The organism is Pontixanthobacter luteolus, from assembly GCF_009828095.1.
Classification (GTDB): domain Bacteria; phylum Pseudomonadota; class Alphaproteobacteria; order Sphingomonadales; family Sphingomonadaceae; genus Pontixanthobacter; species Pontixanthobacter luteolus.
On record NZ_WTYP01000002.1, the window covers coordinates 851,948 to 864,023 of the forward strand.

Below are 12,076 nucleotides of genomic sequence, written 5' to 3' on the forward strand. Positions count from 1 at the left end.
GTGGGCGGCGTGAAAGACGGGTCCGATCAGCCGGTTCGCGTCGTCGTTCTGGGCGGCGGCACGGCCGGCTGGATGACCGCCGCCGGCATTGCCCGCCTGCTGCCCGAAACGGCGCAGGTGCAACTGGTGGAAAGCGAAGACATTGGCATCGTCGGTGTCGGAGAGGCGACGCTGCCGCATATCCGGGGCTTCGTCGAGAAGCTCGGCATCGACGAGGCTGCCTTCATGAAGGCGACCCATGCGACCTACAAGCTGGGCATCGATTTCCGCGATTTCGGGCGGATCGGCGAAAGCTATATCCATCCGTTCGGTTCGTTCGGGGAGGAATTGAACGGCGTCGGTTTCCACCATTACTGGCTGGAATTGGAGCGGCAGGGGCTGGCGCGCCCGCTCGGGGAGTATTCCCTCGCAGTCACCGCCGCATTGGCAAACAGATTTACGCCGCCATCGCAGGACGACAGCCTCTCATCGACATACGGCTATGCCTACCAGTTCGATGCCACGCTGTTCGGCCCCTTCATGCGCGAATTCGGCATGTCCATCGGGGTGGAACGCCACGAGGGTAAAGTTACCTCTGTCGATCGCGATGGCGAGAGCGGTGATGTTCTGGCGCTGAAACTGGAGGACGGGCGGCGGATCGAAGGCGATCTGTTCATCGACTGCTCCGGCTTCCGATCGTTGCTGCTGGGGCAGGAACTGGATGTGGAATGGGAAGACTGGACGCATTGGCTGCCCTGCGACCGGGCTGCGGCCATGCCTTGCACCCATGCCACCGATGACATCCGCCCCTATACCACGGCCACGGCCATGCCCGCCGGATGGCGCTGGCAGATCCCGCTGCAGCACCGGATGGGCAATGGCTACGTTTTCTCCAGCGCCCACATCTCGGAGGACGAGGCCTGCGAGATGATCCGCGAGGCAGCCGAGGGGGAGCCGCTCGCCGACCCGCGCATCCTGCGCTTTCGCCCCGGCAGACGCAGCCGTTCGTGGAGCCACAATGTCATCGGCGTGGGCCTCGCCAGCGGGTTCCTCGAACCGCTGGAATCGACCTCCATCTACCTGGCGCAGATGGCGATTACCTACCTGATCGAACTGTTTCCCGAAGATGGCCGGATCGACCCGCGCGACCGCGACGAATTCAACCGGCTGGTCGATATGGAATACGACCGTGTTCGCGATTTCCTGATCCTGCATTACAACGCCACGACCCGCGACGATTCCGAATTCTGGAACCACGTGCGCACGATGACCGTGCCCGATAGCCTGGCGGACAAGCTGGAATTGTGGCGACGGGCAGGGCGTATAGAGAAATATTCCGACGGGCTGTTCTACGATGCCAGCTGGATCGCGGTGTATGTCGGGCAGGGGCTGTTGCCCCAGCAACACGATGTGCGCCCGGCCCTTGGCAATCCGCAGCAATTGGCAGGTGCGGCCGAGAAGCTGCATGAGGCGGTGAAACGCGAGGTTGCGGCCATGCCCGGCCACAGGGAATATTTGCAGGCCGAAGCTGCACGCCTCGCCGCCGCAGCATGAGCATTCCGCGCGAACCACTTCGCCGCATTGCCATTGTCGGCGGCGGACAATTGTCCGTCTTGGCGGCGATAGCGTTTCGCCGCGCCTTGCCGGTGTGCGAGGTCGTACTGGTCGGCCAGCAACCGTCGCCCGCTTCCTTTGCCGACTGGTCGCCCACCGCGCTCCCTTTCACGAACAAGTTGCATGACCGGCTGGGCATTGTCGAAAGCGAGCTGATCCTGAAGGCAGGTGGCAGCTACAGGCTGGTCAGCCGGTTTGCCGGTTGGGGCGCAGCCGAGCAGGGCGGTGTGCTGTCCTATGGCGAAACGCTGGACCCTTCACTGAAGACCGCATTCGCCCGCGAATGGGGCGGATACCGGCGGAACCCCACTGGTTTGCGGCAAGCAGGATCGCTTGCCGAGGTGCTGGCCGATGCAGGACGTTTCGCGCCCCCGCCGCCCGACGCGGCAACGCCCATCTCCGATATAGATTACGCGCTGCGATGGAATCCGACGGCCTATCGCGATCTGCTGATCGGCCACGCGCAGGCGCTTCAAGTCCAGTATGTCGAGGGGCGCGTCGACGCTGTCGTGCCCGGAGAAGGCGACATGGTCCGCGCCATTTCCATCGCCGGGCAGGGGCAGATCGAGGGCGACCTGTTCGTCGATTGCAGCGGTCCGGCAGCCACTCTGCTGGCCTCCCAGCCTGGCTTCGAAAACTCCGACTGGTCGGACAGCTTGCCGACCCGTACCGTCTATCTGGGCGAAACGGGCGCGCCGGTTATCGCGCTGGAAGACCGCGTCCTGCTCGGCAAGACGGGCTGGACTACGCAGGTCGCGGGACGCGACGGCCTGTATACAGCGCTGGGTGTTGGTGAGGGCGTCTCGCGGGAAATCGCGCTTGCAACACTGGGCGTTCCGGCGGCAGCGGCCATCACTATGAGCCCGGGATGCGCCGCGCGCCCGTGGATCGGGAATGTCGTGGCCCTGGGGGACGCGGCTGCCCGGTTTGAACCCTTGGGTCCCTACCACCTCGATCTGGCGCACCGGCAGCTCGACCTGCTGCTCGAAATGTTGCCCGGATGCAGTATAGAGCCGCTGGAGCGGGCGGAATACAACCGCCGGTCCGTGCTGATGATGGAAGGCGTGCGTGACATCCTCGCCCTGCATTTCGCGAGCCAATCCGCGCGCGAGATGTTCGGGGAACAGACCATGCCGGGCAGGACAGGCGAAGTCATCGACCAGTTCCAGCGGCGCGGACGCTTGCCTTTCCGCGAAGAGTCACCGCATTTGTCGCAGGAGCAATTTGCCCTCCTGGTTGCCTTGGGTTTCAAACCCGGCCTGCCGCCCGTTGCGCGCCATTCGGACGGAGCGGAGGAAGAACAGGCGAGGGCGCAGTTTGCAGCTGCTTCACAGGCCGCATTGGAATTCGCGCCGCCTTACCAGCAATGGCTGATATCCGCTCTTCAGGCAGGGTAATCCCCAGGCTAGCGAACGTTACTGCCGGATTAGAGAGCGCATTGTGTCGAACAATTGGGTGCTGGCCGGGCCAAGAACGCCCTGTGCGTGCGGCGGTAGATGTTCTGCCGGATCGCCGCCTTTTTCGAACACGTAGTAGTCGAGCATAGTGCGCCACACCTCGCGCTGGTCTTCGGGCAGATGCTTGAAAGACAACAGGGCCTGCAGCAGCGCGTCATAAGGACTGCCGATCCCGTCTGGCAGGCCCGGCGCCCACCAGTAATTGACGAGGACACTGACCGCCTCCAGCGATTCAACGCCATGCCACCAGCCATAGGGAATGTAGATTGCATCGCCCGGCTCCAGTGTGGCCTGCACCGCGTGCTGCGCGGCTTCTGCAAAACGCGGATATTTGCCGAGATCGGGATTCGCCAGATCCACCATGCTGACCGGCGTTCCTGCCGGGGTCCGTTCGAACGGACCGGGATAAAGATTGGCGATCTGGTCCGGTGGGAACAGGGTGAAACGGCGACGCCCGGCCACGCAAACAGCGACATTTTCCTTTGCATCGTAATGCGGAGCGACGCGGATGCGGTTGCCGATCCAGATACGGGGCGAAACGCCGGGCAATATGTCTAGCCGGTTGGACTGGGTGAACGCAGGGATCAGCGCCGCAATTTCTTCTGACTGCACAGCCATCGCCGGCGCATCCGGTAGTTCCGCAGCGCGCAGCAAATCCTCCAGAAACGCGTCCAGTGCGCCTGTGCCCTTGATAAAATTAAGCCGCGAGAGATCGGCTGTGTAAAAGAACCGCCCAAGTTCCGAAGGCGCGGCGGCGATTGCGCCAATCGGCCGGGCGGCCGCCCTCGCCGTCAGATAGTCCACCATTGCCCGGTTGCCGGTGTTTGCCGCTTGTACGGCCGGCCAATCCGCAGCAATCCCGCGCAAGACTGCGGGGCGGACAGCCGACCTCAGCGCATCGAACGCGGCCTGATCGATCGCCCCGCCGATGTGTTGATCAATCGCTTGCGGGGCTGGCAGCGATGTCATGCCTGCAGCAGATCGGCAGGCGCGATCGCTCCGCCCTGTTCGCGCAGGAAATCGTCCTGCGTGGGCAACTGCCCGGCCGTTTGCGCAATCACGTCGCGGATATGGCGCAGGCGAGTGCGGGTCTCGTCCGTGTCCAGCATGCAGGCGGCGGGATGGTAGTTCTCCGGGTGGATGCCCTGGCTGAGCAGAACTGACAGCCAGCTTGCCTCTGTAAACAGTTCGTTGTTTTCCCGGAATATCCGGCCCGAGCTGCGGAACATGTCGATCTTTTCGGACAGTCCGCCGGGTGCGTCGAGGTTGCGGCAATAGCGCCAGAACTCCGAATCGTCCCGCTCGCTGGCGCGATAATGCAGCACCAGAAAATCGCGAATGTCGCTATATTCCCGGAGCGTTTCCATGTTGAACCGAGCAATCTCGACCTCGTTGAACCGGGTGTCGGGGAAGAGCGCCAACAGCCGCGCAATGCTCGACTGGACCAGATGTATAGAGGTCGATTCCAGCGGTTCGAGAAAACCCGCCGCAAGCCCCAATGCTACGACGTTCTTCTCCCAGAAGCGCGACCGATGCCCTGCCGTAAAGCTGAGCTGGTTCGGGTCTGACAAGGGCTTTCCGTCGAGATTGGCGAGCAGCACATCCGTCGCCGCATCACGCTCGATATGCGCGGAGGAAAACACGTGCCCATTGCCCAGCCGGTGTTGCAGCGGGATGCGCCATTGCCACCCGGCGGGCCGTGCCGTTGCGCGGGTCAGCGGTTCATTCCGTCCACCCAGTTCACACGGGATCGCCACTGCACTGTCGCAGGGCAGCCATTTGCTCCAGTCGTTGAAAGCCACGTCCATCGTCTGGCCAAGCAGCATCGAGCGGAAGCCCGAACAATCGATGAACAGCTCGCCTTCGACAGTGCGGCCGCCCTCCAGTTCCACATGGCTGACGAACCCGGTTTCGCTGTCCTGCCCGACATCGACAATTTTGCCCTCTATCCGCCGCGCCCCGGCAGCTTCGGACATGGTGCGCAAGAACCGCGCATATCGGCCTGCATCGAACTGGAAGGCATAGGAGAGTTTGGACATCGGCGACTTAGGATTTTCCGCCTGCGGCCAGAAAAACCGTCCAGCCTTTCCGGCCATCGCCGCAATCGAATACGCATCGATCGGGTCTGTTTCGCCCAACTCCCTGCCGCGCAGGTAGAAATGCTGGAATTCTATGCCCAGCATATCCAGACCGAACGAGCCAAACGGATGCACGTAGGCGTGTCCGGGCCGCAGCCAGTCGACGAATTCGATGCCCAGTTTGTAGGTGGCGCGGGTTTCGCGCATGAAGTGCATCTCGTCGATACCCAGCATCCGGTTGAACCCGATGATCTGCGGGATCGTAGCCTCGCCCACACCGACCGTGCCGATGGCTTCGCTTTCCACCAGAGTGACTGAAAAGCCCGGCAAATCGCCCATGATGCGGGTCAGGGCGGCTGCTGCCATCCAGCCAGCAGTGCCCCCGCCGACGATAACCACTTTTCTGACCGGCGCTGCGCTCATCAGCCGATCCCCGCGGCAGCAAATGGGCGTGGCATATCTTCGTGCCACCCGCCTGACTGGCGGATAAATGCCTCATGGCCGGGCAGTTTTTTCGCGGTTTCGGCGTATGCACGGCGCATCTGCTCCATCGCCGCTGCAACCTTGCTCTCGTCCAGCGTGTCGGCAATCGGATCATAGGACGAAGGTTCGATATTCTGCCCCAACATGACTGCGACCCAGCTTGGCGTGGTGAACAGTTCGGCGTTCTCGCGGAAGACCCGGCCATGCAGCCGCCAAAGCTCCATCTTGCGCGCCAGGCTATCCGGGACATCCATGTCCCGGACATAGCGCCAGAATTCCGAATCGCCGCGCTGCGTTGCCTTGTAATGCAGGATGATGAAGTCGCGCACATCCTCGAACAACTCGGCCATCCCGCGATTGTATTCATCGCGCTCCAGCGGGCTGATCGGGTTGTCGGGAAAGAGCGCGAACAGACGCTGGATACCATTCTGGATCAGATGAATGCTGGTCGATTCCAGCGGTTCGATAAACCCGCCCGAGAGGCCCAGCGAAACGACATTGTGGTTCCATGCCTTGCGCCGCATCCCGGTCTTGAACTGCAGGGTGCGCGGCTCTGCCAGTGGTTCGCCTTCGAAATTGTCGAGCAGGATGGAACGGGCCTCGTCCTCATCCATATACGCGCTGGAGAATACATGACCGTTGCCGGTGCGGTGCTGCAACGGGATGCGCCATTGCCAGCCTGCCGAATGTGCGGTGGAGCGCGTGAAGGGGTCGGGCGAGCCCTGGTTTGCAGTTGGCACGGCGATGGCCCGGTCCATCGGCAGCCAATGGCTCCAGTCTTCATAGCCCGTTTGCAGTGCCTCTTCGATCAAAAGCCCGCGAAAACCGGAGCAATCTATGAACAGGTCGCCGGCAATTTTCTCGCCGTTCTCCAGTTTCACTGACATCACGTCGCCGGTTTCACTATTGCGCTGCACATCGGTGATGCGGCCCTCGCGGCGCTGGGTGCCCTGCCGCTCCGCCAGACGCCGCAGGAACCCTGCGTAAAGGCTGGCATCGAAATGATAGGCATAGGCGATCTGGTTGACGAGGGACTGTGCGCCCTGGGCAGGCCTGCCGAATCGCGCACTGCACGCGGCCATCGTGCTCATCGAATATTCGCTGATCCCGCCGGCCTGACCGCTGCGCGCGCATTCGCGCAGATAGAGATGGTGGAACTGGATCCCATGAAAATCCTGGCCATACTCGCCGAAGGGATGGAAATATCTGTCGCCCACACGGCCCCAGTTCACGAATTCTATGCCGAGTTTGAACGTCCCGCGTGTTTCGCGCAGGAAATCGCTTTCCTTGATGTCCAGCATCGCGTTGAAATTGCAGATCGGCGGAATGGTCGCCTCGCCGACGCCGACCGTTCCGATCGCATCCGATTCGATCAGCGTGATGGTGCGCTGGCCATCGGCGAAGAACCGCGAAAGCGCGGCCGCTGCCATCCATCCGGCCGTTCCGCCGCCAACGATGACAACCCGCTTGAGACGATTTGCGTTACCGATACCATTTCCCCTCACCGACACTTTATGACCCTAGTCGATCGGCCATTTGTTGGCAATTTACCACAGGTGCGGGCTGTTTTCGCACTAAGTGACTTGCCAAGCCCGAAACTGCCCGATAAACCCGATCGATAAGGGAAATCAAGCAGCGCATCCAAAGATGGTAGCGCTAACATGGGAGGGGAGGTCATATGGCCAAGAATTACGGGCATAATGCCGTGCAGGGGAATCTGCTGAAAAGCATCCTCAAGACGGGTGCATCTGCGTTTGTCGTGGGAAGCGTCATGTGCAGCGCGCCTGCCTTCGCTCAGGATGCTGATCCCGACGATCAGGATTCCGATCCGGTGGTCGTCGGCCAAGCCGATGAGAGCGTCATTGTGGTCAGCGGTATCCGTCAGTCGCTGGCCAATGCACAGAATATCAAGCGCGACTCCGACACTGTGGTCGACGCGATCACTGCAGAAGATATCGGTGCCTTGCCTGACCGTTCTGTGACCGAGGCGCTGCAGCGCGTTCCCGGAATCGCGATCAACCGTTTTGCCGGATCGAACGATCCCGATCACTTCTCGGTCGAGGGCTCCGGCGTAGTCGTGCGCGGCCTCAATTTCGTGCGTTCCGAATTCAACGGCCGTACCGCTTTCGCCGCAGGCGTCGGTGGGCAGGCGCTGAATTTCGCCGATGTTCCCTCCGAATTGCTCGGCTCTGTGATCATCAGCAAGAACTCTACCGCCGACATGATTGAAGGCGGGCTTGCGGGCACCGTCAACCTCAATACCCGCAAGCCATTCGATCGCGATGGTTTCCATATCGGTTTCGGGGCCGAGGCAAACTATTCCGATTTTGCCGAAGAGTGGAGCCCGACCGGCTCGCTACTGATCAGCAATACCTGGGACACCGGTGCCGGCCGTTTCGGCCTGTTGGTGAGCGGTTCTTTGTCGCAGGTCAAGAGCCGCGCCGACGGCATTCAGATCGCCAATTACCAGACGCGCGATGGCCAGTTGGTCGCCGCCGCCAACACCGCCGACCGCCTGATTTGCCGGACGCGCTTGCCTTCCGGATCGGACAGCCTGACGTTACCCGGCGGAGGCGCTGCCTGCGATGCTTTGGGAAGCCCCGGCGCGGACGGTTTTGCAGACTATGCTGATTCGCGGGTTGCACCCGTAGGCGGACAGTTCCGGACGCAGGAATTCAACCGCAAGCGTGACGGTTTCGCCATTTCCGGCCAGTGGGAAAGCACAGACGAGCGGACCCTGCTGACTGCGGAATTCATTCGTTCGCACACGACGAACAAATGGGGCGAATATACCTACGAAGCCGCTCCGGATCTGTCGGAATATTCCACCTTCCCGGTCGGCTGCCTGCAGAACGCCGATGGCCCGCCCGTTCGTGACAGCAACGGAGCCGTCAATCCGGACGACGAAACACCGCCGCGCGCGCAATGTCCGGTCGGCGGGTTTACAGATTACCAGTATGATGAATCCGGCCTCTTCCAGTCGGGATACATCACCGATGTCAGCAATGGCTGGCGCGGCGATCCCGGCGCATCGCCCTTCGTGCCGATTGGCGGTTCGCAATACTCGCTGGCCCGCCGACAGGTCGATGACGAGGTCACCAACCAGGATTACAGCCTCAATCTGCAGCATCAGCTGACAGAGAAATTTGGTATCGAGCTCGATGCCCAGTATGCCACATCCAAGAAAGAGAATGTCGACTTCAGCGTATTCGGTTCGAACTTCGCCGACCAGGAACTCGACATTTCCGGTGAATATCCCAACATCATCCCGCGCAAGCCGCAATATCTGGGATATGTTTGGTCCGCTCCGGGCGAAGCGCTCGCCAATGCGACGGACGAGGAATATTTTAACGATCCACGCTTCCAGTTCTGGCGCGCCGCGATGGATCATATTGAGGAAAGCAAGGGCGACCAGTTCGCCTTCCAAATCGACACGACATACGACATCGACGAATATGCCTTCCTTCGCGAAGTGAAAGTCGGTGCGCGCTTCCAGACCCGCGACCAGACGGTTCGGTACACCACCTACAATTGGGGCATGCTCAGCGAGACGTGGTCCGGATCCCGCCCGGTCAATTTCGACGACACGGCCGGTGACGGAAACCAGGCACGGTATGAATTTCCGAATTTCTTCCGCGGTGAAGTCCCTGCCCCTCCGGGTGCTTTCTACTACGATGGCGATCTGACTGGTGGGTACGACGAATCGGTCGCCTACTTCCAGTCGATCCAGGACCGCGCACGTGAACTGGGTGGCGGCCCGACCTGGGCTCCGCTGGCAGGCCGCGGCGGCACGGTTGGCGGATCTCCATTCCTTCCGTCGGACATCCAGCGCGTGCAGCAGGATGACACCGCAATCTATGCCATGGTGCGCTTCGGCAGCGACGACATTTTTGGCGGCGTCCGCTTTTCGGGCAATGCCGGTTTGCGCTATGTCTCCACCACCGTCCGTTCGCAGAGCTCGCGCGGTCCGGGATCGGCGGCATCGCTGAACATTGCCGATCCGTTCAGCGTTCGCTGCCAGCCGCGTGATCGGCCGGCCGAACTGGGCGGTGGGCAGGTGCGTCCGGGCGGGATCTGTACGCTGGGTCAGGACGCCTACGAGGCGCTGCAAAACTTTGCCGATGGCAGCTTCCAGTTCAATTCTGTGAAGAACAGCTACGATTACTTCCTGCCGAGCATGAACCTGAAATTCGGCCTGTCAGACGATCTGATCCTGCGATTCGCCGGTTCGAAGGTCCTGACCCGTCCGGAAAACAGCTACATCCGGAATTACTTCACATCGAGCATCGATACGTCGGGCAACTTCACTGGCAATGCCGGTGATCCCACGCTTCTGCCCGCCACGGCATGGCAGTTCGATGCCTCCCTAGAGTGGTATTTCGCGCGGGTTGGTTCGCTGACGCTGAACGGGTTCTACAAGGAAATCGACAACTTCTTCTTCCAGTCGATCCGCGAAGAAACGATTAGCAATGCCAGCGGCGAAACGCGCAATGTGACGGTGCGCGGTCCGGCGAACTTCAATGGAACCGGCAAGATCAAGGGGTTCGAGGTTGCCTACCAGCAAACCTTCGACTTCTTGCCGAGTCCGCTCGACGGGTTCGGGGTGCAGGCGAACTATACCTACATCGACAGCGAAGGTCTGCCCAACACCTTCCTGAACACTGGTGCACCGGTCAATGAATCGACGATACCGCCCGGTAACCTGCCGCTCGAACAATTGTCCAAGCACAACTACAACGTTGCCGGTTTCTACGAGAAGGGGCCGATCTCGCTGAGGGCTGCGTACAACTGGAGGTCCCGCTTCCTCTTGACGGCCTCGGACGTGATCTTTCCGTATTATTCAATCTTCAACGAGCCGACCGGCCAGCTTGATGCGTCGATCTTCTTCAACGTGAACGATCGCCTCAGGGTAGGTGTGCAGGGTGTGAACCTGCTCAACGAAGTGACCAAGACTTCGCAGGCTTACACGGGCGATCCAGATGTGCTGGCACCGCGTTCGTTCTTTATGAACGACCGCCGGTTCTCCTTCATCGTTCGCGGAAACTTCTGACCCTCAATTCCTCCCGAGGATAAGAATGGCCGTCTTGCTCTAGGGCGAGACGGCCTTATTCTTTGCACGCAGCGAAAGCGGAAAGCGGGCCGGCAGGCTGCTATGAGGATGTTCCCGCACAGATTCTCCACGCAACATAAAAAAGGCCCGCCGACCTTGCGGTGGACGGGCCCTCTGGAAAGGTGGGCCCTGCGCGAGTGGCCCGTCTGGCTTTGGCTCCCGTTCAGCCGGCGAGCGATTTCGCCAAGGCTGTCCGCAGCGGCTTCGCCTCGAAATCTGAAGTGTACGGCGTGCCGCGCACTTCCAGACCGTCCTCGCGCTCCGCCGGGCCGAAATATTGCAGCCAGTTGTATTTGTCGGCCATCCCCCAGGCCAGGACATCGTCTAGATGGTCGCCGTATTCCATCATCAGATCCATATACCGCCGCGCGAAATCGGCGACCTTCGCATCGCGGAAGGTCACATCGGCTGGTAGCGCCTTGTCCTTCACGTCGAACTCGGTGATCAGCAGCCGGTATCCCATGCCGGTCACCTCGTCGAGGAAACGCCGCCATTCGCGTTCGGCATAAGGCCCGACGCCGGTTGCTGGGTCGATCGAGAACATCTCGATATGCGACTGGATACCCAGCGCATCGACCGGCGTCCCGCGCTTGCGGAACCCCTCCAGCAGGCGCAGCACATCATCGCAATGTTTACGGTGGGCAGGCTCCCAGCTCATGTAGTCGTTATAGACAAGCTGGCCCTCGGGAAGCTCTTCGCGCGCGGTCTGGAATGCAAGGTCGAGGACTGCCTCCGGGCTGCCCATCGCGCGGCTCAGGCTGGTCTCGATCGGTGCATTGCGATCATGGTCGATAGCTTCATTGACCACATCGTAACTGGTAATCTGGCCCTTGTAGCGGCGCGTGACTGCGCGGATGTGTTCGGTCACCAGCCGTTCGGCCTCGGCGACCGGAGCAGATCCGAAATCGTAAGTATTCAGCCAGTCGGGAAACCATTGCGGGCGGTGCCACAGCAAGGTGTGGCCGCGCAGGGCAAGGTCGTTTTGCTGCGCCCACTGAGCGATGGAATCCATCCGGCTGAAATCGTACGTTTCGGCGTCGGGCCGAAGGGCCTGCCACTTCATCTCGTTTTCAGGCACCACCATGCCGCATTCCGCCTTGATCAGGCGCGCATAGGCCGGGTTCTGGATACTGCCCGCATCGGTCCGGCCCGGAGTGGAGGCGATTGCGCTGCCGAAGCGGCGGCCGCCGCGTTGCGCGATGGTGTCCAGCCCCGGCTGCGGGAAGACCCCGCCTGTCATTGTGCTGTCAGCCGGAGCCAAAATGTTGGCCGCCCCGCCCATACACGATGCCAGCGGAACCGATGCGAGACCGGCCAGCGCAGCGCGGCGTGACATTTCAAAACGACTGTCCATT

At 61.3% G+C, this 12,076-nt stretch carries 7 protein-coding genes; 3 read left to right on the top strand and 4 right to left on the bottom strand.

The annotated features are described in order from the left end of the window. Positions 1-9: 9 nt before the first annotated feature. A complete protein-coding gene (locus GRI43_RS12620; protein WP_338090046.1) occupies positions 10-1,533 on the top strand; it encodes a tryptophan halogenase family protein in 1,524 nt (507 codons plus the stop codon). Next, the gene (locus GRI43_RS12625) at positions 1,530-2,990 is read left to right on the top strand and encodes a tryptophan 7-halogenase (protein ID WP_160731440.1); all 1,461 of its coding nucleotides are present in this window, start codon (positions 1,530-1,532) and stop codon (positions 2,988-2,990) included. The genes GRI43_RS12620 and GRI43_RS12625 overlap by 4 nt, the downstream gene beginning before the upstream one ends. Positions 2,991-3,008: 18 nt before the next feature. Here GRI43_RS12625 and GRI43_RS12630 read toward each other — a convergent pair whose 3' ends face one another. The 3 genes from GRI43_RS12630 to GRI43_RS12640 are packed head-to-tail and all read right to left on the bottom strand — an operon-like array spanning position 3,009 to position 7,122. Then, positions 3,009-4,019 carry a cupin-like domain-containing protein gene (locus GRI43_RS12630; protein WP_160731441.1) on the bottom strand — a complete coding sequence of 337 codons (1,011 nt, stop codon included), beginning with the start codon at positions 4,017-4,019 and terminating at the stop codon, positions 3,009-3,011. After that, complete coding sequence (locus tag GRI43_RS12635; RefSeq protein ID WP_160731442.1) at positions 4,016-5,551, bottom strand: tryptophan halogenase family protein; 1,536 nt, start codon at positions 5,549-5,551, stop codon at positions 4,016-4,018. The genes GRI43_RS12630 and GRI43_RS12635 overlap by 4 nt, the downstream gene beginning before the upstream one ends. Beyond that, the gene (locus GRI43_RS12640; RefSeq protein ID WP_338090047.1) at positions 5,551-7,122 is read right to left on the bottom strand and encodes a tryptophan halogenase family protein; all 1,572 of its coding nucleotides are present in this window, start codon (positions 7,120-7,122) and stop codon (positions 5,551-5,553) included. Before GRI43_RS12640 ends, GRI43_RS12635 begins: the two co-directional genes overlap by 1 nt. A 167-nt stretch (positions 7,123-7,289) precedes the next feature. On the opposite strand from GRI43_RS12640, the gene GRI43_RS12645 reads away from it, so the two are divergent. Further along, on the top strand, positions 7,290-10,661 hold the full coding sequence (locus tag GRI43_RS12645; RefSeq protein WP_235903751.1) for a TonB-dependent receptor: 3,372 nt from the start codon (positions 7,290-7,292) through the stop codon (positions 10,659-10,661). Positions 10,662-10,884: 223 nt separating this feature from the next. Here the strand turns inward: GRI43_RS12645 and GRI43_RS12650 are convergent, their stop codons facing one another. After that, positions 10,885-12,075, bottom strand: coding sequence for an endo-1,4-beta-xylanase (locus tag GRI43_RS12650; RefSeq protein ID WP_235903752.1), 1,191 nt, complete (start codon positions 12,073-12,075; stop codon positions 10,885-10,887). Position 12,076 lies beyond the last annotated feature (1 nt).

What these genes read in the sequence shown, in the direction of transcription:
- GRI43_RS12645 (WP_235903751.1), top strand. Translation starts at nt 7,290, where the DNA reads ATGGCCAAGAATTACGGGCATAATGCCGTGCAGGGGAATCTGCTGAAA.
- GRI43_RS12635 (WP_160731442.1), bottom strand. Translation starts at nt 5,551, where the DNA reads ATGAGCGCAGCGCCGGTCAGAAAAGTGGTTATCGTCGGCGGGGGCACT.
- GRI43_RS12650 (WP_235903752.1), bottom strand. Translation starts at nt 12,075, where the DNA reads ATGGACAGTCGTTTTGAAATGTCACGCCGCGCTGCGCTGGCCGGTCTC.
- GRI43_RS12630 (WP_160731441.1), bottom strand. Translation starts at nt 4,019, where the DNA reads ATGACATCGCTGCCAGCCCCGCAAGCGATTGATCAACACATCGGCGGG.
- GRI43_RS12625 (WP_160731440.1), top strand. Translation starts at nt 1,530, where the DNA reads ATGAGCATTCCGCGCGAACCACTTCGCCGCATTGCCATTGTCGGCGGC.